Source organism: Bacteroides gallinaceum (genome assembly GCF_030373775.1).
Taxonomy (GTDB): Bacteria; Bacteroidota; Bacteroidia; order Bacteroidales; family Bacteroidaceae; genus Phocaeicola; species Phocaeicola excrementipullorum.
This window is the reverse complement of sequence record NZ_JAUDEN010000016.1, coordinates 67,193-90,886: the sequence shown is the minus strand read 5'-3', so window position 1 is coordinate 90,886 and position 23,694 is coordinate 67,193. Positions and strand designations below refer to the sequence as shown.

Genomic DNA, 23,694 nt, shown 5'->3' with positions numbered 1-23,694 from the left:
ATCAGTCCGTGGTTAATGATTGTGCGTATGCGCCGGGATAGCGTTTGATGCTGCGGCCAGTTTTACGTGGACGGCTCCTTCGGTTACCACCTTTTCCCCGCCTTTCAGTCCGGAGAGGATTTCTACACGGGTGCCGTCATTTCCTCCGAGCTTGACCTCCTGCTTTTTGTATCCTTCCGCATCCACCTGGATGTAGACAAAGTTCAGCCCCTGCTCTTCTGTGAGCGCCGAAACGGGGACGGATATCACTCCCTGGCGTTTTGCCGCCAGCAGATAGACCTCTACGAACGAGCCGGGAATCAGATTGCCGCGGTTGTCGAACTCGAAGGTGACAGGAATGTAGTAGGATGCGTCGCCCGAGGTTTTTCCGTATGAAAGCAGACGTCCGTTCAGTTCGCTCAGCCGATATACCTTGTTGTCGTAGGGTGTCTTGATGTTGGCAGAATTTATCCGGCCCAGCTCCGGATAGTAGCGTTCGGACACCTCAGCCTTCAGCATCAGCCGGCGAGTTTGTGAAACGGTCATCAGCGGCTGTCCGGTAGTTACATAGTCGCCCTCTTTTACCAGACACGACTTTACGTATCCGTTCATGGGGGATTTTACCGCCGCTCCTTTTCCCGACTTGCTCGGTGTGAGCGCCTCGTATGCCAGGCGGGCGTTTTCGTAAGTTTCATATAAGGCGTTCAGCTCTTTTTGAGCGACTATCCGGCTTTCCGACAGCTTGCGGGCGCGTTCGTATTCGTCTTTCGCTTTTTCGTAAGCAACTTTCGCCCGTTCCACGGGGTCGCCTTCCTGCAGGTGCTCGGCAGAGATGCTCATCATTTCCATGCCTTTGCCTGCCTGCATTCCTTCGGTTACCGTACGCGAGAAAGACACCACCCCCGATGTACCGGCCACAATGGTGGTTTCTTCTCCTTGCGCTGACATGATTTGCCCGCCGGTGGTTATCACTTCGGCAAACGAGTCCGGACGGATTGTGCTTACTTTCACTCCGGCAGCCTTCGCCTTTTCCGGAGTAAGGATGATTTTGTCGGAATGAGCGTGCTGCTCTCCTTTCATTTCGATTTCATGGTCGTGCCCCTCACTTCCATGACGGTGGGCGTCGCATGCGCCCAGCAGGAGCATTGCGAATGCTCCGATATAGATCTGTTTTTTCATGTGATGTTTTTTTCTGTGCCACAAAATTGGGGAGAAAGCGTCACAACCGGGTTGCAATGTTTCTCTTTTTCTGATTCAAACGGTTGTTTGTGGAGTGTCAGACGACTCCGCCTTTATCCTTGGAAAGGAGGGGCACGGAAGTTGCGCACGGCACTGAAATGCCGGGCATGGAGTGATTCTATATAGTAGGCGATTTCATCGGACGAGCCGGGCGCATCGGTTCCTTCGGATATGATTCCGGACAGAGAATAGATCAGGGTGAAGAATGAGTAGCAGGGAGTGCAGTCCGTGTGGTGGTGCGATGTGGAAAACGAGAAATGCGTGATGCATGTCGTGTCGCACATGTGATTGTCGGCATCTCCCGGATGATGCTTGGCGTTGTCGGAAGAATGGGATGGGGGAGTGCAGGTTTCGATGTCTTCGTTCAGGCACAGACTCTCGTTGTGGTGGTGGTGCGGGAAGGCACCGGCCACCAGCATCAGTATGCTGACTGAAAGCAGGATATATGTTTTCAGACTTTTTTTCATCCTCGGATTATTCTTCGGAGGCAAAGATAGAATAATATTTAAAAACATCCAAACCTGTATCGCGGATTGGAGAGGATGTTATAATTTTAATGCCGTGTTTGATGCGGAAGAAAAGGAGCCGTGTGCGGGCGGAAAATATTTTCTTGTCCGCAGAAAAGCCGGACAGATGCCGGCACGGTCTGTATCTCCAGCTTAGAGATATAAATCTCCAGGCTAAAGATACACATCTTCAGGTTGAAGATGCATGTCTTTAGCCTGAAGACGGTCTTTTTCGGGCGAGAGGTTCCTTTTCTTGTGCAGGCTTGCCGCAGTTTGTGTGAAGAGGTGGTTTTATTTTTACATTTGTCTTTTGTATTGTAGCTGGTGTTATATATGAAACAGTTTATTCTTATCGTGCTTCTCTGCTGGTTTTCTTGGCGGATGGTTGATGCGCAGGGACCTGACCGCAGGCCGCGCCGTGCCCTTCCGGAAGTAGAAGTTCCCGGAACTCCGGCTTATGAGGGGCTGAATGCGTTTGAGGTGGCGGACAGCCTGCTCGCTCCCAATGTGCTGTTGTTCTGCGGACAGCCTGTCAATCTGGACCCGATGGACCGCCAGCGGAAGCTGCGCAGGGAACTGGCTTCTCTGTCGCGGTTTTCTTCTGTTCTGATGGAGCGTGCCGATATTTTCTTTCCTCTTGTGGAGCCGATTCTTGAGGAGCACAAGGTGCCCGACGATTTCAAGTACCTGATGGTGATTGAGAGCGGGATGAATCCTGAGGCACGTTCGCCTGCGGGAGCGCTGGGCTTGTGGCAGTTTATGAAGGGAACGGCTTTGGACTACGGTTTGCAGGTTGACCGGAAGAGGGATGAACGCCTGGATGCGGAGAAGTCCACTCATGCGGCGTGCCGTTATCTGCTGGATGCTTATTCAAAGTTCAACGATTGGGTGGCCGTAGCCCAGTCGTATAATATCGGCCAGAACCGTATCCGTTCGGAACTGAAGCGCCAGCGTGTGGATGAGGCTATCGACCTGCAGTTGGTGGAAGAGACTAACCGGTATATTTACAGGCTGATGGCTATAAAGATAATCTTCACGCATCCCGATAACTTCGGGCTGAAAGAAATCCGTTATAAGAAGTTGCGGAGAAGGTAAGTTCGTTGAATGGAAAAGCACGGAAACGCAGAGCTTCTTCGTTTTTTGCTCTGTGCTTCCGTGCTTTTGCCTTCAATAAAGATATTGTCATTCATTTTCCTGCTGAGATGCAACGCGGCTTCTGTCTTCTATGCCTTTCGGGTGAATCACCTTTTCAAGCAGCATTTCGAAGATGAGGACTGAATGTCCGGGGACATTTTCGCGTCCGGATGCGCCGTAAGCCAGGTCAGACGGTATATAAAGCATTACGTGTTCGCCTTCCTGCATGTGCTGCAAGGCGGTAATCCAGCCATTTACCAGTCCGTCATAGCCTGAAGACTGCAATGCAAAAGTGGTAGGCGTATGCACATCCGTATCAAGTTCTCCCTGAAAGTTCTGGTCGAATACGGTTCCGTTGATGAGCGAACCGCGGTAATAAACGGTCACGCTGTCTGTATATAAGGGAGTGATGCCATCTCCGGCTTTGATCACTCTTACATACACAGAGTCTGTTTCGTCGGCCGGAGTTTCGTACGGATTGGTGATTGATGTTCCGCCTATGCCGCCTCCTGCCGTAGAATTGTCGGTCTGCACTTTGTAGTTGCGATAAATTTCCCAGCTTCCGTCCGCATTGGTGCGCGCTACGTCCACAATCGAATCCAAATAATGTTCGTTGCGTCCCTGCCAGTCGGCATAAGGATCAACCGCTTCCGTGTCTTCCGCACACGAAGTGAATCCCAATGAGAGAATGGTAAAAGCGGCTATCAGCAAAAAAATGTTTTTTTTCATGCGCTCAGTCTATTTTATTGGAGCGTCTTCAGCAAGCTTGTGATGCTTACCTTGTCCGCGATGATGTTGTTCAGCTCGGCAATGGGCACACGTGTCTGTTCCATGGTGTCACGGTTGCGCAGCGTCACACAGTTGTCTTCCAGCGTCTGGTGGTCGACGGTTACGCAGTAGGGAGTTCCGATGGCATCCTGACGGCGGTAGCGTTTGCCGATGGAGTCTTTTTCGTCATACTGGCAGTGGAAGTGGAACTTCAGGTCGTCCATGATTTCGCGCGCCTTTTCGGGCAGTCCGTCTTTCTTTACCAGCGGCATCACGGCCAGTTTCACCGGAGCCAGTGCTGCGGGCAGCTTCAATACGACGCGTGTTTCTCCGTTTTCCAGCTTCTCTTCGCAGTAGGCCGCGCTCATCACGCTCAGGAACATGCGATCTACGCCGATTGACGTTTCGATGACATACGGAGTATATGATTCGTTGATTTCGGGATCGAAATACTTGATGCTCTTTCCCGAATACTTCTCGTGCTGGCTCAAGTCGAAGTTAGTGCGGCTGTGGATACCCTCTACTTCCTTGAATCCGAAAGGCATCAGGAACTCGATGTCTGTGGCTGCGTTGGCATAGTGAGCCAGTTTCTCGTGATCATGGTAGCGGTAGTGGTCATCTCCGAATCCCAGAGCCTTGTGCCACTTCAAGCGGGTTTCTTTCCATTTCTTGAACCATTCAAGCTCTGTTCCCGGCTTCACGAAGAACTGCATTTCCATCTGTTCGAATTCGCGCATGCGGAAGATGAACTGGCGTGCCACGATTTCGTTGCGGAACGCTTTGCCTATCTGCGCTATGCCGAACGGAATCTTCATGCGGCCTGTCTTCTGCACGTTCAGGTAGTTCACGAAGATACCTTGTGCTGTTTCCGGGCGCAGGTACACTTTCATCGCTCCGTCGGCGGTGGAACCCATTTCGGTGGAGAACATCAGGTTGAACTGGCGTACTTCAGTCCAGTTTTTTGTTCCCGAAATCGGGCATACGATTTCTTCGTCCAGAATAATCTGGCGCAGTTCGTTCAGATCCGGTCCGGCATTCATCGCCTTGGTGTAGCGTTCGTGCAGGGCATCGCGTTTTGCCTGATGCTCCAGCACGCGTGCGTTTGTTGAACGGAATTCCTGTTCGTTGAACGCATCGCCGTATTTTTTTGCGGCTTTCGCCACTTCCTTGTTGATTTTCTCGTCGTATTTGGCAATCTGATCTTCAATCAGCACATCCGCACGGTAACGCTTTTTAGAGTCGCGGTTGTCGATGAGCGGGTCGTTGAACGCGTCCACATGCCCCGAAGCCTTCCAGATGGTAGGGTGCATGAAGATGGCCGAATCGATTCCAACGATATTGTCATGCAGCAGCACCATGCTCTGCCACCAGTATTGCTTGATATTGTTTTTCAGTTCCACACCATTCTGTCCGTAATCGTATACGGCTCCCAGTCCGTCGTAGATTTCGCTTGAAGGAAACACAAATCCATATTCTTTGCAGTGTGAAACCAGTTTTTTGAAAACGTCTTCTTGTGCCATTTTACTTTTAGTTTATATTTTGTTACTTTTCGCCACAGAGGTTACAGGCTGCCACAGAGGATGATAAATAAAAAAGACTCAGTGTGCCTCTGTATCCTCTGTGGTTCGTAAAACCGCACAAAGATACGCATTTATGAGGAAAAACGAAGCATGTCAGTATATTAATTTATATGAATCTCCTCCGTCCGGGCGTTTCGCTTCGGCAAAAATCCCTAAATTTGCGGGAGAAAATTCCATATGATGAAACACGAGCATAAGGACAAGTTTACCCAGATGACCACTGCGCCGATTCCGCCGCTCATCGGTTCGCTGGCCGTTCCTACAATCATCAGCATGATGGTTACGTCTATCTATGTGATGGTTGACACGTATTTTGTGGGGAAAATCAACACGCAGGCTACTGCGGCCGTGGGTATTTCGTTTTCTGTCATGGCCATCATCCAGGCTTTCGGTTTTTTCTTCGGGCACGGGTCGGGAAACTACATTTCGCGCAAGCTGGGAGCGAAGGACTACAAGAACGCCGAGAAGATGGCGGCCACGGGGTTTTTCAGCGCGTTTGCCATGGGGTGCGTCATTACGGCTGTGGGCGAGTCTTTTCTTACGTTCATCTGCCGTGAGCTCGGTTCCACTCCCACCATTCTGCCCTATACCGAAACTTATCTTGGAATCATCCTGCTGGGTGCGCCTTTTATGGCTTCTTCGCTGGTGCTCAACAATCAGATGCGCTTTCAGGGGAATGCGCTCTATGCGATGGTCGGCATTACGACGGGAACCGTGCTGAATATCGGGCTTGCTCCGCTGCTGATTTTTGTTTGCGGCATGGGCATTGCCGGAGCTGCATGGGCGACAATCTGCGGGCAGGTGTGCAGTTTCTTCATTCTGCTCTATATGGACAGCCGGGGCGAGAACATCCGCATCCGTTTCCGGAACTTCACTCCGAAGCCTGCCTTTTTCAAGGAAATTGTTTATGGCGGAAGCCCTTCGCTCTGCCGTCAGGGACTGTCGAGCGTGGCTACTATCCTGCTCAATGTTGCCGCCGGAAGATATGGCGATGCCGCTATCGCCGGCATGTCTATCGTGACACGTATCTGCATGTTCATCAACTCGTTTGTGGTAGGCTTCGGGCAGGGATTCCAGCCTGTGTGCGGCTATAATTATGGTGCGGGGATTTATTCGCGGGTCAGCCAGGGATTCTGGTTCTGCGTGCGTGTGGGAGTGGTGTTTCTCTTGGTTTGTTCGGTTATAGGCTACATTTATGCGCCCGAGGTGGTGGCGTGGTTCCGCGAAGGCGATGCGGAGGTGATAGCCGTGGGAGCCCGCGCCTTGCGCTGGCAGCTTGTGACGCTTCCTCTCGGGGCGTGGGTGATTTTGTGCAACATGATGCTTCAGACTATCCGCCGTCCGGCGCGCGCCGTCACGCTGGCCTCTTCCCGTCAGGGGCTGTTCTTCATACCTTTCATTCTGATTCTTCCTCATTTCTTCGGGCTGGGAGGAGTGGTGGTGAGCCAGGCCGCGGCCGATCTCTGCTCGTTTCTGCTGGCTTTGCCGCTGACCATCCCGGTGCTCAATTCGTTTAAGAAGCGTCCCGGATCTGTGCCGCAAGGAAGATGAATCTGAACGCTCAGGTTGTTCGTGCCGGGCGCATAAGTCCGGGAATCTGGGCGCACGGATTGTGCGGACCTCTGCGGGTGAGGGTCCGTTCCGGTCCGCCTGTCGTGGAAATTACTTTTGTTAATTGTAATTTGTAAGAATTGTAAGATCGTATGGCCCGCGCCCTGATTTTCATGGAGGGAAGCGGCTTTTGATTTTGAATTTTATTTTGTATCTTTGCAAGCGACAGACTAAAAACCACCTATGAGCGAAGATATCCTTGACAAGAAAGATACAAGCAATTCCCCTAACGAAGAGCATTCAGACTATACTCCTGCTGCGGCTGCCGACGGCGATGTGAAGCACCAGCTGACAGGCATGTACCAGAACTGGTTTCTGGATTATGCCTCTTATGTCATTCTGGAACGTGCGGTGCCGCATGTCAACGACGGGCTGAAGCCTGTCCAGCGGCGTATCCTGCACTCCATGAAGCGGCTTGATGACGGGCGTTACAATAAGGTTGCAAACATTGTGGGCCATACCATGCAGTTTCATCCGCACGGCGATGCTTCCATCGGCGATGCCTTGGTGCAGTTGGGGCAGAAGGACTTGCTGATAGACTGCCAGGGAAACTGGGGGAATATCCTTACCGGCGACAGCGCCGCGGCTCCGCGTTACATCGAGGCCCGTCTGTCGAAGTTCGCTCTTGATGTGGTGTTCAATCCGAAGACAACCGAGTGGCAGGCTTCGTATGACGGACGGAACCGCGAGCCGGTCACTCTTCCGGTGAAGTTCCCGCTTCTGCTTGCCCAGGGAGTGGAAGGCATTGCCGTCGGACTTTCTTCGAAGATTCTGCCTCATAACTTCAACGAAATATGCGATGCGGCAATAGCGTACCTCAAGGGAGAAGAGTTCCGGCTGTATCCTGACTTCCAGACAGGAGGGGCGATCGATGTGTCGCGCTACAATGACGGCGAGAGAGGAGGAGTGGTGAGGGTGCGCGCCAGGATATCGAAGATTGACAACAAGACGCTCTGCATCACGGAGATTCCCTACGGAAAGACTACTTCTTCGCTTATCGACTCAATTCTGAAAGCGATTGAAAAGGGAAAGATAAAGGTCCGCAAAGTGGACGACAATACGGCCGGAAAGGTGGAGATCTTGGTCCATCTGGCTCCGGGCGTTTCTTCAGACAAGACGCTTGACGCGCTGTATGCCTTTACAGACTGTGAAGTGAACATCTCGCCCAACTGCTGTGTCATCGACCACAAAAAGCCGCATTTCCTTTCGGTAAGCGACGTGCTTCGGAGGTCTGTGGACAATACGCTCGACTTGCTGCGCAAGGAACTGAATATCCGGCGGGATGAAACGCTGGAAACCTTGCATTTCGCTTCGCTGGAGAAAATCTTCATCGAAGAACGGATCTATAAGGACAAGCAGTTTGAACAGGCTGAAACGATGGATGCGGCTTGCGAGCACATTGACGAACGGCTGACTCCGTTCTATCCGCAGATGGTGCGTGAAGTGACCAAGGAGGATATCCTGAAGCTGATGGAAATCAAGATGGCGCGTATTCTGAAGTTCAATAAAGACAAGGCGGACGAGTTCATTGCCCGTATGAAGGCTGACCTGGAGGAAATCGACAATCATCTGGCGCATATAGTGGAGTATACGGTCGACTGGTTTGCACGCCTGAAGGAGAAGTACGGCGCGCATTATCCGCGCCGCACCGAAATCCGCAACTTCGATACAATCGTGGCGACAAAGGTTGCCGAAGCCAACGAAAAGCTCTACATAGACCGCGAAGAGGGCTTTATCGGTACGGGGCTGAAGAAGGACGAGTTTGTGTGCAACTGCTCGGATATCGATGATGTGATAATCTTCTATAAAGACGGGAAATATAAGATCGTCCGTATATCCGACAAGCTTTTTGTAGGCAAGAATATCCTGTATGTCAACGTGTTCAAGAAGAACGACAAGCGTACCATATATAATGTCATTTATCGTGACGGAAAAGAAGGTTATTATTATATCAAGCGTTTCAACGTGACTTCGATGATACGTGACCGTGAATATGATGTGACGCAGGGGAATCCCGGCTCAAAGATTGTCTATTTCACGGCTAACCCGAATGGGGAGGCCGAAGTGATTAAGGTCACTCTGCGCCCCAATCCGCGTATCAAGAAGCTGGTGTTTGAAAGGGATTTCAGTGAAATCAATATCAAGGGACGCCAGTCGATGGGAAATCTGCTGACCAAGTTCGATGTGCATAAAATCAGCCTGAAACAGCGCGGAGGCTCTACGCTGGGCGGACGCAAGGTGTGGTTTGACCATGATGTGCTTCGTCTGAACTATGACGGGCGGGGACAGTATCTGGGAGAGTTTCAAAGCGGTGACAATATACTGGTAGTTATGGAAAACGGCGAATTCTATACGACCGATTTCGACCTGAACAATCATTATGATGCAGGCATCCGCTTTGTTGAAAAATTTGATCCGGAAAAAGTATGGACGGCTGTACTTTACGATGCAGACCAGCAGAACTATCCTTATTTGAAGCGGTTTGCTTTTGAGGCTGGATCAAAGCGTCAGAGTTATTTGGGCGACAACAAGCACTCCCAGCTGGTGTTGCTGAGCGGGGAGGTTTATCCTCGCATACAGGTGGTGTTCGGCGGGCACGACCAGTTCCGCGAACCGCTTGTGGTTGAGGCGAGCGACTTTGTGGGAGTGAAGGGCTTTAAGGCGAAAGGCAAGCGTCTGACAACCTATACGGTGGAGCGCATTGAGGAGCTTGAGCCGACACGCGTGCCGGAGCCGGAAACGGATCCGGAAGAGATTGACGAAGCTGTTGACAATGATGTCACGGCCGAAGATAATGACGGACAAATGCATCTCTTTTAGCAAATGAAACGAATCGTATTGTTATCCGCGATATTGGCTTGCATGCTGTGTGTGCTGCGGGCCTCGGCTCAGGAAGACAGCCTGCGCGCCACTCGCTATGTGATGCGTTCGACGATGATTGGAGCGGGGAAGTCGAATGTGTTTGAAACATATCTTTCTCCGGTAGAATACAAGGGGCCGGAAGTGCGCATTCTCCACGAGAGCATGCGGATGACACGGCTTATGGACGGAAACGTGTCGGTGCAGAATCTGGTGCAGGCCAGCGGCTCGTATACGAAAAATCGTTCCGGGACAGGTGAGATGTATTCAGGCTTTTTCAACTGGACTTGCGGGCTTCATTACCAGTTCCGTATCAATGATGATCTGAGGATTCTTTTCGGGCCGATGCTTGACCTTACTGTAGGAGGAATCTATAATGTGCGGAACTCTAACAATCCGGCCCAGGCAAAAGCATACGGAAGCATTGACGCTTCGGGCATGCTTGTTTATAAGTTCCGCATCGCGCACTATCCGATGGTGCTGCGCTATCAGGCCGATCTGCCCGTCTTGGGAGCAATGTTTTCTCCGGAATTCGGCGAATCCTATTATGAAATGTTTTCTTTGGGACACGACGGGCGGCATGTGGCTTTCACGTCTTTCCACAACAACCCTTCACTCAGACAGATGCTTACGCTTGACTTTCCCGTGCGGAAGGTGGTGATGAGGGTGGGTTATGTCTGCAATATCCAGCAGGCGAAGGTGAACCACTTGAAGTCGCATGTCTATTCGCATGACTTTATGGTCGGGTTTGTAAAGAATCTTTATCTGCTGAAGGGCAGACGCAAGGTCAGTATGCCTAATCGTGTAACTCCCTTTTAATTGACAAAAAGAAATGAAACGTTTGTTGCTGATGCTGTTTATATGTTGCGGATGGCTGTTTGCATCCACGTCCTGCATCCGGGAGGATTTTTCCGGAAACTCCCCTCAAGACAATTTCGAAGCGCTCTGGAAGATAATCGACGAGCAGTATTGCTTCCTCGAATACAAGAATCAGGAGTACGGACTCGACTGGAGCGAGGTTCATACGCGCTATGCCGAGCGCATCACATCGTCGATGGGGTCTGAGGCTTTGTTTGAAGTGCTTTCAGAAATGGTCAACGAGCTGCGCGACGGACATGTCAACCTGAGCAGTTCGATAGGAACATCACAATATCGCGCATGGTTCGACAACTATCCCCGAAACTTCAGCGACAGCATCCAGAGCAATTATTTGAAAAAAGACTATATCAACTCTTCAGGGCTTACTTATCAGATATTGGAAAACAATATAGGTTATGTGTATTGCGAGAGTTTCTCTGACGGTATCGGTGACGGGAATCTCGATCAGATGCTGTATAAGATGAGTGTATGCGACGGCCTGATCGTAGATGTCCGGAATAATGGAGGAGGTGCGCTGACCACAGCGCAAAAGCTGGCGGCGCGCTTTACCAACGAAAAGGTGCTGGTCGGCTACATGTCTCATAAGACCGGCCCTGGCCATAACGACTTCTCAGAGCCGCAAGAAGTCTATCTGGAGCCTTCGGACGGCATCCGGTGGCAGAAAAAATGTGTCGTGCTGACCAACCGCCGTTCATATAGCGCAACGAATGATTTTGTGAATGCCATGAAGCAGTTGCCCAATGTTACGGTAATGGGCGATGTGACGGGCGGAGGTTCAGGGCTGCCGTTCAGTTCGGAACTTCCCAACGGATGGTCAATCCGTTTTTCCGCCAGTCCGATGTTTGATCCCGATATGAACCAGCTGGAGTTTGGCATTGAGCCCGATATTCGAGTTGACATGTTGAGCGAAGACATGCAGGAAGGCAAGGATACAATGATTGAGGAGGCCTGTGGTGTGTTAAAGAACTAAAATAAAATTTGGCTGAAAGAAAAAGAAACGTTATATTTGCAGCCGCAAAAGATTTTTAGCAATCGTTGTGCGCGCCTGTGGCGTAATTGGTAGCCGCGCCAGACTTAGGATCTGGTGTCGTGAGACGTGTAGGTTCGAGTCCTATCAGGCGCACAGACTATCGTGCCGGCCAAACGGCATAAACGAAAGACACCAGGCTGGAGGGTGATTGAAACTCTATGAGAGAAACCCGCAGCCTGGTGTCTTTTTAGTATTCTGTCTGATTTAGATGCTGAATGCGTCAAATCCTCCGTCAACAACCACAACAGCACCCGTTACGAAGCTTGAAGCGTCGCTGATAAGATAATGGATGGTGCCGTACAGTTCTTCCGGCTTTCCGAAACGGCCGTAAGGCGTATGCGCGATAACAGACTGCATGCGTGGGGTCGGCGTGCCGTCAGGGTTAGTCATTAGGGAGCGGTTTTGTTCCGTGAGGAAGAATCCCGGAGCAATGGCATTGACACGGATGCCTTCGCCGAACTTCGTAGCCATTTCGATTGCCATGTATTTGGTGTAGTTGGCGATTGCAGCTTTTGCCGCGCTGTAGCCTACGACACGGGTCAAGGGCCGGAAAGCCGATTCGGAGCAGAAGTTTACGATTACACCTTTCTTCTGTTCAACCATTGCAGAAGCGAATACAGTTGTAGGCAATACCGTTCCGAAGAGATTCAGGTCGACAACTTTTCTGAAAGCGTCGATGTCGAGGTCAAAGAAAGTCTTGTCGGGCGGGATGATTGCTCCGGCCATGTTGCCTCCCGCACCGTTCAGAAGCACGTCGATGCGTCCGTATTTGTCCAGGATTGTTTTTCTGTCGGCTTCCAGAGCTTCTCTGCTCATCACGTCCGTTTTCAGAAACATGGCTTCACCGCCTTGGCTCTTGATGTCGCTTACCAGTGCGTTCCCCACTTCTTCTTTGCGCCCGAGCGCGATGATTATGGCACCTTGTTCAGCAAGGTACTTTGAAATGTTCTTGCACAACACACCGGTTCCACCGGTCACTACTACTACTTTGTCTTTTACGTTAAACAGTTCGTTTGCCATAATGATTAGATTTGTTTATTGAATTGAATATCTGTCCTTATATTATATTGTGTGCGAACACGGAGTTGTCGTACACGCTATCTAACTGGCTGCAAAGAAGCGATTTTATCGGTAAAAAAGCAAACATGCATTGCCATTTAACAGTATTTTAAACCTTTTTCTTTACCTTTGCCGCAAACAAAAAAACAGATATGGAGCCAGAAAAGCATTACGCTCAGAGAATTTCGTCCACAGAGCTGGAATTGGGGAAAGTGAAAGCACGGATCATGCGGGTGAGCATGCTGCGTGTGATATTGTTTGTTGCAGGTATTGTTGGAATCATTTGGCTGTATCCGACCGACAGTTGGATTTTGTGGCTATGGGCATGCTGCACGTTTGTTCCTTTCTTTGTGCTGGTAAAGATCCATAACCGGCTTTTTTACCGCAAGGCCTGGCTCGAAGTTCAAAAGCGTGTCAATATGGAAGAACTTGCCGGACTGAAAGGTGATTACAGTTGCTTTGACAGGGGAGATGAATTTGTTGATCCGGAGCATCTCTATTCTTTCGACCTTGACCTCTTCGGCCGTCGCTCTTTGTTTCAGGCCGTTTGCCGCACTTGCACCTGTTTCGGAAAGAAACGTCTGGCACACTGGATGCAGGCACATCTCAAGACAAAGGCTGAGATTGAGTGCAGGCAGGAGATTGTCAAGGACTTGAGCGTCCGTGCGGACTTTCGTGAGCAGTTCCGGATAACGGGACTTGTGCATCAGGGCAATCCGGATGACGAGGAAAATATACAGAGCTGGATTCAGGCTCCCTGCCAATATGTGAATGCCCTTTGGGTGAAACTCTGCATTTGGGGAGTGCCACTTATTAACAGCCTCCTGTTGATAACTTCTTTGTTCGGCCTGATTTCCGTCCAATGGTTCGGCCTGTCATTCATCTGTTTTGTTATAGTGAGCTTCGGTATCATCAAGCGTGCCACACGGATTCAGGAAGACTACGGCAAGCAGTTGAAAACACTCAACGGATATGCCCGGCTGATTGCGCTTGCCAAGAAGGAAGAGTGGAAATCGGAAGGCATGAACCGCCTGATGGAGCGTTTGGATATGGACGGGAAGTCGCCGGTGGACGCACTGCTACAGCTCTCGAATGAACTCGACCGCCTGGACTTGCGCAACAACCAGTTGCTTTATGTCCTTCTTGAAGGAAGCATATTCTTCCAGTTGCAGCAGATTGTGCGCATCGAACGCTGGAAAGAGCGTTACGGAAGGTATGTGATGGACTGGCTGGAAGCGGTGGGAGAGCTTGATGCGCTGTGTTCGTTGGGTACGTTTGCCTACAACCGCCCTCATTATGTTTATCCCGTCCTGACCGACACCCCCTTCTGTTTCCTTGCTTCGGAAATGGGACATCCTCTGATGCCGGAGCAGCAATGCGTGAAGAATGATGCGGCCATACCTTCCCGACCTTATTTCCTTATTATAACCGGCGCGAACATGGCTGGTAAGAGCACCTATCTGCGCACCATCGGCGTGAACTATTTGCTGGCATGTATCGGCGCTCCTGTCTGTTGCAGGTCGCTCACTCTTTGTCCCAGCCAGTTGGTCACCAGCTTGCGCACCTCCGATTCGCTTTCGGATAATGAATCTTATTTCTTTGCCGAACTGAAGCGTTTGAAGCGGATTATAGATCTGCTGGACGAAGGGAACGAACTCTTCATCATTCTTGACGAGATTCTGAAAGGAACTAATTCGGCCGACAAGCAGAAGGGGTCTTTTGATCTGATCCGCCAGTTCATGCGTCTGCGCGCCAACGGAATCATCGCTACTCATGACCTGCTTCTCGGAAAGCTGGAAGACCAGTTTCCCGAATATATACGGAACTATTGCTTTGAGGCTGACATCACGGATGATGAACTCACGTTTTCCTACAGGTTGCGTGAAGGGGTGGCACAGAACATGAACGCCTGCTTCCTGATGAAGAAGATGGGCATAACCATAGCGGATGAAAAAAGTGCGGACGACCGGCAAAAAAAGTATGGTTGTTCGTGAAAAACTGTATCTTTAGGCTGGAGATATAAATCTTCAGCCTAAAGATGGCTGTTTCTAGCTTAAAGATGTGTATCTCCAAACTGAAGACATGCTTTATCCGGGGATCCGGCGAGTTTTATTAATTTATTATATTGTGATGTTATTATGAAATATTATATTGTGATGTTATTATGAAAGACACTGTTGTAGAAAAGGCGTCTTCTGCTGCTTTTGCGGATACCAAGCCGCACTATGAACTGCTTGACGGGCTGCGCGGAGTGGCGGCATTGCTGGTTATCTGGTATCACGTGTTCGAGGGATTCGCCACGAGCCCTTACGACCAGCGGTTCAATCACGGCTATCTGGCCGTTGACTTCTTTTTCATTCTCTCCGGTTTTGTTATCGGGTATGCCTACGATGACCGCTGGCCGAGCGGCAAGATGACATTGAAAAGCTTTTTCAAGCGCCGTCTGATCCGCCTTCATCCCATGGTGGTGATGGGAGCGGTGCTGGGCGCTGTTGCTTTCTGTATGCAGGGATGCGAGAAGTGGGACCATACGGCTGTATCTCTTCCATGGGTCGGTGTGGCTCTGGTGATGGGCTGTCTGCTTTTGCCTGTTTTGCTGGGTACGGGTCCGGAGGTTAGAGGCAACGGAGAGATGTATCCCTTGAACGGGCCGAGTTGGTCGTTGTTTTTTGAGTATGTAGGTAATATTTTGTATGCGCTTTTTATCCGCCGTCTTTCTGTCCGCTGGCTGGCCGTGCTGGTCGGTGCCTCTGCGCTGGGTCTGGCCGGATATGCTGTGGGAAACGGTTCGGGTTACGGCCATCTCGGGGTGGGCTGGACGCTTGCCGGAACCAATCTGCCGGGCGGAATGCTGCGCCTGCTTTTTGCATTTCCTATGGGGTTGCTGATGTCGCGTGTGTTCAGGCCGGTTCATATCCGTGGCGCTTTCTGGCTGTGCAGCCTCATTGTTGCCCTTTTGCTCTCCGTGCCTCATGTGGGAGGAAGCGGTGCGCCTTGGATGAACGGCGTTTATGACACCGTATGCGTGGTTCTTGTCTTTCCCGTACTTGTCTGGCTGGGAGCGTCCGGATGTACTACCGACAGGACCAGTTCGAGGATATGCAAGTTTCTGGGAGATATTTCTTATCCCATCTATATCGTGCATTATCCTTCGATGTATCTGTTCTATGCGTGGGTGTGGAACAATGGTCTGACCTTCGGACAGGTATGGCCGGCTGCCGCGGGCCTGTTCATCGGGAATATTCTTCTGGCATATCTCTGTCTGAAGTTTTATGACGAGCCGGTAAGGAGGTGGCTGAAACGGTTTTACCGTTGACCGGAATAAAAAAGAGGATGCCGCAGCGCGGCATCCTCCTATGCTTAGGTGGAGTTCCAGACTCCGTTCTTTTACTCTTCTACCGGTTGGAAATCTTCTTTTCCTACGCCGCAAACCGGGCAAACCCAATCTTCGGGAAGGTCTTCAAAAGCAACTCCCGGAGCGATTCCTGCATCCGGATCGCCTATTTCAGGATCGTAAACCCAATCGCAAACAGTGCAAACGTATTTTTTCATAATCTGCTTTGTTTTAAGTTAGTAATCATTGTTCGTTTAAATCAAAAACAAATATAAAAAGAATTTGTTCAACTGATTATTGCAATAACATTTTTTTTAATTCTTCAACACCTTCCGAAGCTCCCATGCGGATTACGTTCACCCTTCTTCCGGAGCCGATATGCACCTCTTTAGGGTCGATCAGATAGACAGGTATATCGGCCGGAGCGTAGTTCAGCAGGCCTGCGGCCGGATAGACGTTCAGCGATGTGCCGATGATGACGAAGATGTCGGCTTTCATCACATGGTCGATGGCCGTTTCGATCATCGGGACAGGTTCGCCGAACCATACGATGAACGGGCGCAGCTGGGATCCGTCGGCGGCTTTGTCGCCCATCTTCACGCAGTATTCGTCCGGCTTCAGCTCCTTGATGCACTTCGGATTGTTCGGTTGCAGGCTTGATGTCACTTTTGTCAGTTCTCCGTGAAGATGGATGACATGGCTGCTCCCGGCGCGTTCGTGCAGGTTGTCTACATTCTGCGTAATGATTGTCACGTTGAAATCCTTCTCCAGTTCGGCCAGCAGGATGTGTCCCCTGTTGGGCTTCACGTCGAGCAGCTGCTTTCTCCGCTCATTGTAGAAATTGATGACCAGTTCCGGGTTGGCGGCATAGCCTTCGGGTGTGGCCACTTGTTCCACAGGATATTTCTCCCAAAGTCCTCCCGCATCGCGGAACGTGCTGATGCCGCTTTCAGCGCTCATTCCGGCTCCCGTCAGTACAACCAGATTCTTCATTTTAGTTCCTCCTAATGTTTTGTTTGACTTTACAAATGTAGCGATAAAAATGAATGCATGTGTCCGGAAGTGCTTTCAGTTTATGGAAAAAAGATGAAGGCTCTTTTCTGCGGGATGGATGCATATCTTCTGAAATAAGAAATTTTATCAGTCAAAATTCCTCATATTCATGGAAAAAGGATACCTTTGCCGCGCAAGAATAAAATAATGTAAAGATTTAAATCTATCGTATGGACAAATTCAGTTATGCCATTGGCCTTGGAATCGGTCAGAACTTGTTAAGTATGGGAGCGAAAGACTTGAATGCCGATGATTTCGCCCAGGCTGTAAAAGATGTGCTGGAAGGTAACAAGACAGCCATTACGCACAATGAGGCGCGTGAGATTGTGAACAATTATTTTGCTGAGCTTGAAAAAAGCGTCAACGAAAAAAATATAGCGCAGGGAAAGGCTTTTCTCGATGCAAACCGGAACAATCCCAATGTAGTGACTTTGCCCAGCGGATTGCAGTATGAAGTGATCAGGGAAGGAAACGGGAAGAAGCCGAAAGCTACTGACCGCGTGCGCTGCCATTATGAGGGCACGCTACTCGACGGCACACTGTTCGACAGCTCCATCAAGCGCGGCGAACCGGCCGTGTTCGGCGTAAACCAGGTCATCAAGGGATGGGTGGAAGCTCTGCAGTTGATGTCGGAAGGAGCGAAGTGGAAACTCTATATTCCTTCGGAACTGGCATACGGCGTGCAGGGAGCAGGCGATATGATTCCTCCCTACAGCACACTGATTTTTGAAGTGGAATTAATCGAAGTTTTATAATAAAAAATTAGAAAAAGCAAATGAAAAAAGGAACATTCTTTATGGTGCTTGCCGCTGCTGCGGGACTTGCATCATGTGCGCAGGGTCCGAAAGCGAACCTGAAAACTGATGTCGACACGCTTTCTTATATGTTGGGTGCAGCAAACACACGCGGCCTGATGGATTTCGTTCACGGACGTCTGGGCATTGACTCGGCTCACGTGGCAGACTTCATCAAAGGTCTGGAACAGGGCTGCAAGGAAACTGACGCGAAAGAAAAGGCATATCTGGCAGGTATTCAGATTGGCCAGCAGATCAGCAACGACGAAATGTTTGACTATACCAACAAACGTATCTTTGGCGAAGACACAACTAAGACTATTGACAAGGATAACTTCCTTGCAGGATTCATCGCAACGGTGAAGGGACACGGTATGGCTACAGCTGACTCTGCCAATGCGTATGTGGAAGTTAAGTCTGAAGCTATCCGCGTGAAGGCTCTGGAAGAAAAGTTCGGCGAATACAAGAAGCAGAACGAAGACTTCCTGGCAAGCAACAAGTCGAAGGAAGGAATCCAGACTACAGAGAGCGGACTCCAGTATAAAGTGATCAAGATGGGCAACGGTGAAAAGCCGACCGAAAAGTCAAGAGTGAAAGTGAACTACAAAGGTACGCTGATTGACGGAACAGAGTTCGACAGCTCTAAGGACAAACCGGCAACGATGTCTGTAAGAGGTGTGATCAAAGGCTGGCAGGAAGCGCTGAAGATGATGCCTGTAGGATCTAAGTGGGAACTGTATGTTCCGCAGGAACTGGCTTACGGAACTCGTCAGACTGGCAAGATCAAGCCGTTCTCTACGCTGATTTTTGAAGTGGAACTGGTGAGCATCGAGAAATAAACCGACAGATATATTGTAGATGCAAGAATCCTTCGTCCTCACGGGCGGAGGATTTTTTTATGTTGCCCCCGGAAGCAGCTCTTACAGTCCGGTGTCATGGAAGCTTTTGCGGTAGTTCATGGGTGTCAGTCCTGTCATTTTCTTGAACATGCGGTTGAAATAGGTCTGGTCTTCAAATCCCAGCTGGTAGGCGATTTCTTTTATCGGTGTGGTTTCAGTTACCAGTTTGAGCTGGGCATTTTCGATTCTCTTTTTATTGATGTATGCCAGTGGAGTCATGTTGATTTCTTTTTTGAACAGTCTGATCAAGTGGTCTTTCGAAAGGCACGAAACGGCTGCCAGCGCATCGAGGTCGGGATGGCTGTTCAGATTCATGCGGATATACTCCAGCGTTTTGGTGATGCGCTCGTCCCTTACGTATTGTTTGGGCTGGGCAAGATGCAGGAACTGTGCCAGAAGCTGGTAGATTATTCCGCGCGACTCCACTCTTGCGTATAATTCCCTCTGCTTGTTCTTCAGAATGTTCTTGTTCAGTGTGGAATTGTTGTCATAGAATTTCGGGTCTGTCTGCGTAAGTTCCATTTCCGGGCATAGCTCATGCAGTTTCTTGATGCGGGAAAGTATCCCTTTCTCGGCTTTTATTTCTGTCGGCAGTATCCAGTCTTCAAGGATATCGTGCCCCGATTCGTTGTAAATGTGGATGTAGTAGTGCCGGAATTCCTCCCGGCAGATATAGCTGTGCGGAGTGAAGGCCGGCACAATATACATGAAGTCCGGATACAAGTCCTGTGTCTTGTCGGGCAATACGATCTGGGCATGTCCTTCCGTTACGTAATACATGCGCGTAAAGGGACTGCATATGTTTTTGTAGTTCCAGTTGTTCAGGCAGTAGGCTTCTCCTATGTGAAGAACAAGAAAATGCATCTGGTCTATGTCGTTGTTCATTTTGTTTCTCCGCTGGTGATATGCAAAGATAGTCAAAAGGCTTTTGCCCATGCATAAGCGGGTGCGCTTTTTTTCGGCAAAGAAAAAGCAGGAAGTCGATATTGTCCTATTGAATGTCGGATTCGTGTCATTCGTAAATGGCTGGAACGTCTAATTTTGCATTACAGTTCAAAATTAACAACAAATCTCTTATATTATGAGCAAGTATCCTAAAATTGGAATCCGCCCGACCATAGACGGTCGGCAAGGAGGTGTCCGCGAGAGTCTGGAAGAAAAGACAATGAAGTTGGCTCAGGCCGTGGCTGATTTGATTTCATCTCAGGTGAAGTATGCCGATGGCAAGGCGGTAGAGTGTGTAATAGCCGATGGAACGATAGGCCGTGTCGGTGAAAGTGCCGCTTGCGCCGAGAAGTTTGAGCGTGAGGGTGTCGGTGCAACGATTACTGTCACTTCTTGCTGGTGCTATGGATCAGAAACGATGGATATGAATCCTTACTGGCCGAAAGCCGTGTGGGGTTTTAACGGAACGGAACGTCCGGGAGCTGTATACCTTGCGGCAGTGTTGGCTGGCCATGCCCAGAAGGGACTTCCTGCATTTGGCATTTATGGACATGACGTACAGGATGCAGATGACAATTCGATTCCGGATGATGTGGCGGAGAAGATATTGCGTTGGGCACGTGCAGCCATTGCCGTTGCACAAATGCGCGGCCAGAGCTATCTGTCTGTCGGAAGCCAGTGTATGGGCATTGCGGGAAGTATTGTAGACCAGAACTTCTTCCAGGAATATTTGGGCATGCGGAACGAAAGCGTGGATGAAACGGAAATCCTGCGCCGTATGGACGAAGGCATTTATGATCATGAAGAGTTTGAAAAGGCGATGGCCTGGACTGAAAAGTACTGCAAGTCGAACGAAGGATGGGACAAGAATCGTCCTGAACGGCAGAAGACTCGGGAACAGAAGGATGCCGACTGGGAATTTGTCGTGAAAATGACTCTGATTGTCAGAGATCTGATGCAGGGCAATCCGAAACTGCGTGAACTGGGATTTAAAGAGGAGGCTATCGGCCATCATGCCATTGCTGCCGGTTTCCAGGGACAGCGCCAGTGGACGGACTGGAAGCCGAACGGTGACTTTACGGAGGCTTTGATGTGCAGCACGTTTGACTGGAACGGCATAAGAAAGGCTTATGTGTTGGCTACAGAGAATGATTCTTGCAATGCCGTAGCAATGCTGTTTGGCAATTTGCTGACAGGATGCGGGCAGATGTTCAGCGATGTGCGTACCTATTGGAGTCCGGAAGCCGTGAAACGCGTAACGGGAAAGGAACTGACGGGTATTGCCTCGAACGGTATGATTCATCTGATCAATTCGGGTGCCACAACGCTGGACGCCACAGGAGCAAGTACGGATGCAGCCGGGAAACCTTGCATGAAGCCTTGCTGGGAGATGACGGAACAGGACGCAGAGGCTTGTCTGAAAGCAACGAACTGGCTTCCGGCCGACCGTGACTATTTCCGTGGAGGAGGTTTCTCCAGCAATTTCTTGTCGAAAGGTGGAATGCCTGTCACCATGTCGCGCCTGAATCTGATAAAGGGACTTGGACCGGTGCTGCAAATAGCCGAGGGATGGACGGCTGATGTAGATCCTGAAATATTTGAGGTGCTCAACAAACGTACAGATCCTACGTGGCCTACAACCTGGTTTGTTCCGCGTTTGTGCAGCAAGCCGGCTTTCCGTGATGTTTATTCTGTAATGAACAATTGGGGGGCTAACCATGGTGCTATCAGCTATGGACATATCGGAGCGGATCTGATAACCTTGGCTTCCATGCTTCGTATACCGGTATGTATGCACAATGTAGAGGACGACAAGATTTTCCGTCCGGCTGCATGGAATGCTTTTGGAATGGATAAGGAAGGGGCTGATTATCGCGCATGTGCTGCATACGGACCCATTTACAAGTAATGAAAGGAGGAGATGAAGATGATTTCTAACGAACAGATTGAACAGTTCATACAGCAGGCACACCGTGTGGGTGATGCAGGGTTGACAATTTGCAGCAGCGGCAATATTTCATGGCGCATTGGAGATGAGGCTCTCGTTTCGGGAACCGGTTCGTGGGTGCCTTCATTGAGGAAAGACCAGGTGTCTGTGTGCCATGTGTCTACGGGAGAGGTGCTGAACGGCGTGAGGCCTTCTATGGAAAGCGGCTTTCACCTGGGAATCATGCGCGAACGTCCGGATGTAGACGTAGTGCTGCATTTTCAGTCACCTTATGCAACGGCTGTGGCTTGTATGAAAGACATGCCGGCAGACTTCAATGTCACGGCGGAGATACCTTGCCATGTGGGCAGCGAAATACCGGTCATTCCTTATTTCCGTCCGGGTTCGCCCGAACTGGCAGAGCATGTAAAGAAAGCTTTGGCAAATCATAATTCTTGCCTGTTGCGCAAGCATGGACAGGTTGTATGCGGAAAAGGGTTTGACGAGGTGTTCGAACGGGCCATGTTCTTTGAGATGGCTTGCCGTATCATCGTTTTGTCTGGAGGCTCTTATGAGGTGCTGAACCAGGCTGAAATCGAAGATTTGGAAAATTACATTCTGAACAAGAAGCAATGAGTACTTTTTTAGCAGTTGATTTTGGAGCCGGGAGTGGCCGCGTGATTGCGGGTGTGGTGAATGACGGTCAGCTGGTGCTGGACGAACTGCATCGCTTTTCCAACCGTCAGATACGCATCGGCCGTCATTTGTATTGGGATTTCCCGGCTCTATTTGAAGAAATGAAGGAAGGCTTGCGCCGGGCCGCCGCGAAATATACGGATATCTTGAGCATAGGCATTGATACGTGGGGAGTGGATTTCGGCCTGGTAGATGCTGCCGGTAACCTGATGGGAAATCCGGTTTGCTATCGGGATGCGTTTACGGAGCATGTGCCGGAGGAGGTGTTTGGTCGGATCGATGTTGCAGCGCATTATGCGGAAACGGGCATTCAAGTGATGCCGATCAATACAATGTTCCAGCTTTATGCGCTCAAAAAGGAGAATAAGGCATGGCTGCAGGAAGCACGTCACCTCTTGTTTATGCCGGATTTGTTCGCCTATTATCTGACAGGAGTTCCGGGGAATGAATATACCATTGCCTCGACTTCCGAAATGCTGGATGCTGAACGGCGTGAGTGGAGCCGTCCGTTGGTTGAAGGATTAGGTCTTCCGGCTCATCTTTTCGAAGATAAACTGTTGATGCCTGGATCAGTGCGTGGCACCTTATGTCCGGATGTCGCGGCAGAAGTGGGCTTGCCTGCATCAGTCAAGATCATATCGGTGGGGTCGCATGATACGGCAAGTGCGGTTTATGCTGTTCCTTTCCGGAAAGGGAAAGTAAGTGCGTTTCTCAGTTCCGGCACATGGTCGTTGCTGGGCATCGTAATGGATGAACCTTTATTGACCGAAAATGCTCGGGTTGCAGGGTTTACCAATGAAGGCGGAGTAGGCGGGAATATCTGTTTCCTTCAGAATATTACCGGCTTATGGATTTTGCAATGTCTTGTCCGTCAATGGACCGCCAAAGGATTGCAGGCTGATTATGACTTTCTGATAGCTGAGGCAGAGAAAGTGACGGATGTTCCTTGTATTGATGTAGACGCTCCTGATTTCCGGCATCCGGATGATATGGAAGCTGCTATTGTTTCTTATTGCCGGTCGCACGGCCTGACGGTGCCGGTTACGCAGGGAGAATATGTGCGCTGCGTGTTGCAGTCGCTGGCTGTACGCTATCGCGAGGGATTGGCCGGTTTGAATGCGTTGCTCCCCCGTCCGGTGGAATGCCTGCATATTATCGGCGGAGGGTGCCGGAATCGTTTGCTTAACCGGCTTACGGAAGAAGCGTTGGGCATTCCGGTCATTTCAGGTCCGGTAGAAGCGACGGCTGTAGGCAATATCCTGGTACAGGCTGAAGCCTGCGGAGTGATTGAAAACAAAAATGATGTTCATGCGATAAATTAGCAGGCGGATGGAGGGATATCTTTTGAGGACTGTCGTTTCCCGGCAAACTGGCTCAGGGAAGCCCCTCTTTCTATAAATAA

20 protein-coding genes and 1 tRNA gene are annotated in these 23,694 nt (G+C 50.2%); 13 read left to right on the top strand and 8 right to left on the bottom strand.

What is annotated here, in order from left to right:
- Positions 1 to 12 precede the first annotated feature (12 nt).
- Complete coding sequence (locus QUW60_RS10170; RefSeq protein ID WP_289560233.1) at positions 13 to 1,158, bottom strand: efflux RND transporter periplasmic adaptor subunit; 1,146 nt, start codon at positions 1,156 to 1,158, stop codon at positions 13 to 15.
- A gap of 113 nt (positions 1,159 to 1,271) precedes the next feature.
- Positions 1,272 to 1,685 (bottom strand): DUF6769 family protein, encoded by a 414-nt coding sequence (locus QUW60_RS10165; RefSeq protein WP_258337182.1) that lies wholly within the window; start codon positions 1,683 to 1,685, stop codon positions 1,272 to 1,274.
- Positions 1,686 to 2,057: 372 nt separating this feature from the next.
- On the opposite strand from QUW60_RS10165, the gene QUW60_RS10160 reads away from it, so the two are divergent.
- Positions 2,058 to 2,819, top strand: a complete 762-nt coding sequence (locus QUW60_RS10160; RefSeq protein WP_258337181.1) for a lytic transglycosylase domain-containing protein — start codon at positions 2,058 to 2,060, stop codon at positions 2,817 to 2,819.
- Between the two features lie 87 nt (positions 2,820 to 2,906).
- On the opposite strand, the gene bamJ (QUW60_RS10155) is transcribed toward QUW60_RS10160, so the two are convergent.
- Positions 2,907 to 3,587 carry a BamJ family beta-barrel-assembly machinery protein gene (gene bamJ / locus QUW60_RS10155; RefSeq protein ID WP_289560230.1) on the bottom strand — a complete coding sequence of 227 codons (681 nt, stop codon included), beginning with the start codon at positions 3,585 to 3,587 and terminating at the stop codon, positions 2,907 to 2,909.
- 14 nt (positions 3,588 to 3,601) lie between these two features.
- Positions 3,602 to 5,146, bottom strand: coding sequence for a glycine--tRNA ligase (locus QUW60_RS10150; RefSeq protein ID WP_258337179.1), 1,545 nt, complete (start codon positions 5,144 to 5,146; stop codon positions 3,602 to 3,604).
- 240 nt (positions 5,147 to 5,386) lie between these two features.
- On the opposite strand from QUW60_RS10150, the gene QUW60_RS10145 reads away from it, so the two are divergent.
- The 5 genes from QUW60_RS10145 to QUW60_RS10125 all read left to right on the top strand — a co-directional run bounded on the left by QUW60_RS10145 (position 5,387) and on the right by QUW60_RS10125 (position 11,678).
- Complete coding sequence (locus QUW60_RS10145) at positions 5,387 to 6,757, top strand: MATE family efflux transporter (RefSeq protein WP_289560228.1); 1,371 nt, start codon at positions 5,387 to 5,389, stop codon at positions 6,755 to 6,757.
- Between the two features lie 243 nt (positions 6,758 to 7,000).
- Positions 7,001 to 9,637: a DNA gyrase/topoisomerase IV subunit A gene (locus QUW60_RS10140; protein WP_289560226.1), complete on the top strand. Its 2,637-nt coding sequence runs from the start codon at positions 7,001 to 7,003 to the stop codon at positions 9,635 to 9,637.
- Positions 9,638 to 9,640: 3 nt separating this feature from the next.
- Positions 9,641 to 10,495, top strand: a complete 855-nt coding sequence (locus QUW60_RS10135; protein ID WP_289560224.1) for a DUF3316 domain-containing protein — start codon at positions 9,641 to 9,643, stop codon at positions 10,493 to 10,495.
- 13 nt (positions 10,496 to 10,508) lie between these two features.
- Entirely contained in the window at positions 10,509 to 11,525 is a 1,017-nt protein-coding gene (locus QUW60_RS10130) for a S41 family peptidase (RefSeq protein WP_289560222.1), read from the top strand.
- Positions 11,526 to 11,596: 71 nt separating this feature from the next.
- Positions 11,597 to 11,678 (top strand) — tRNA-Leu (locus QUW60_RS10125).
- Between the two features lie 111 nt (positions 11,679 to 11,789).
- Here the strand turns inward: QUW60_RS10125 and QUW60_RS10120 are convergent.
- A complete protein-coding gene (locus tag QUW60_RS10120; protein ID WP_258337170.1) occupies positions 11,790 to 12,605 on the bottom strand; it encodes an SDR family oxidoreductase in 816 nt (271 codons plus the stop codon).
- 191 nt (positions 12,606 to 12,796) lie between these two features.
- Between QUW60_RS10120 and QUW60_RS10115 the strand changes: the two genes are divergently transcribed.
- Both QUW60_RS10115 and QUW60_RS10110 read left to right on the top strand, forming a co-directional pair.
- Positions 12,797 to 14,638, top strand: coding sequence for a MutS-related protein (locus QUW60_RS10115; RefSeq protein WP_289560220.1), 1,842 nt, complete (start codon positions 12,797 to 12,799; stop codon positions 14,636 to 14,638).
- 170 nt (positions 14,639 to 14,808) lie between these two features.
- Positions 14,809 to 15,960, top strand: coding sequence for an acyltransferase family protein (locus QUW60_RS10110; protein WP_289560218.1), 1,152 nt, complete (start codon positions 14,809 to 14,811; stop codon positions 15,958 to 15,960).
- Between the two features lie 71 nt (positions 15,961 to 16,031).
- On the opposite strand, the gene rd is transcribed toward QUW60_RS10110, so the two are convergent.
- Together rd and QUW60_RS10100 are read right to left on the bottom strand one after the other, a co-directional pair.
- Complete coding sequence (gene rd / locus QUW60_RS10105) at positions 16,032 to 16,196, bottom strand: rubredoxin (protein WP_258337167.1); 165 nt, start codon at positions 16,194 to 16,196, stop codon at positions 16,032 to 16,034.
- A 76-nt stretch (positions 16,197 to 16,272) separates the two neighbouring features.
- Positions 16,273 to 16,971, bottom strand: a complete 699-nt coding sequence (locus tag QUW60_RS10100; protein ID WP_258337166.1) for an SIR2 family NAD-dependent protein deacylase — start codon at positions 16,969 to 16,971, stop codon at positions 16,273 to 16,275.
- A 230-nt stretch (positions 16,972 to 17,201) separates the two neighbouring features.
- On the opposite strand from QUW60_RS10100, the gene bamJ (QUW60_RS10095) reads away from it, so the two are divergent.
- Both bamJ (QUW60_RS10095) and bamJ (QUW60_RS10090) read left to right on the top strand, forming a co-directional pair.
- Positions 17,202 to 17,786, top strand: a complete 585-nt coding sequence (gene bamJ, locus QUW60_RS10095; RefSeq protein ID WP_258337165.1) for a BamJ family beta-barrel-assembly machinery protein — start codon at positions 17,202 to 17,204, stop codon at positions 17,784 to 17,786.
- A 20-nt stretch (positions 17,787 to 17,806) separates the two neighbouring features.
- A complete protein-coding gene (gene bamJ, locus QUW60_RS10090) occupies positions 17,807 to 18,664 on the top strand; it encodes a BamJ family beta-barrel-assembly machinery protein (RefSeq protein WP_258337164.1) in 858 nt (285 codons plus the stop codon).
- Between the two features lie 81 nt (positions 18,665 to 18,745).
- Here bamJ (QUW60_RS10090) and QUW60_RS10085 read toward each other — a convergent pair whose 3' ends face one another.
- Positions 18,746 to 19,609, bottom strand: a complete 864-nt coding sequence (locus tag QUW60_RS10085) for an AraC family transcriptional regulator (RefSeq protein WP_258337163.1) — start codon at positions 19,607 to 19,609, stop codon at positions 18,746 to 18,748.
- Positions 19,610 to 19,805: 196 nt separating this feature from the next.
- Between QUW60_RS10085 and fucI the strand changes: the two genes are divergently transcribed.
- The 3 genes from fucI to QUW60_RS10070 are packed head-to-tail and all read left to right on the top strand — an operon-like array spanning position 19,806 to position 23,614.
- On the top strand, positions 19,806 to 21,578 hold the full coding sequence (fucI, locus tag QUW60_RS10080) for an L-fucose isomerase (protein ID WP_258337162.1): 1,773 nt from the start codon (positions 19,806 to 19,808) through the stop codon (positions 21,576 to 21,578).
- Between the two features lie 18 nt (positions 21,579 to 21,596).
- Complete coding sequence (locus tag QUW60_RS10075) at positions 21,597 to 22,232, top strand: class II aldolase/adducin family protein (protein WP_258337240.1); 636 nt, start codon at positions 21,597 to 21,599, stop codon at positions 22,230 to 22,232.
- On the top strand, positions 22,229 to 23,614 hold the full coding sequence (locus QUW60_RS10070) for a rhamnulokinase (protein WP_289560214.1): 1,386 nt from the start codon (positions 22,229 to 22,231) through the stop codon (positions 23,612 to 23,614). Before QUW60_RS10075 ends, QUW60_RS10070 begins: the two co-directional genes overlap by 4 nt.
- Positions 23,615 to 23,694 lie beyond the last annotated feature (80 nt).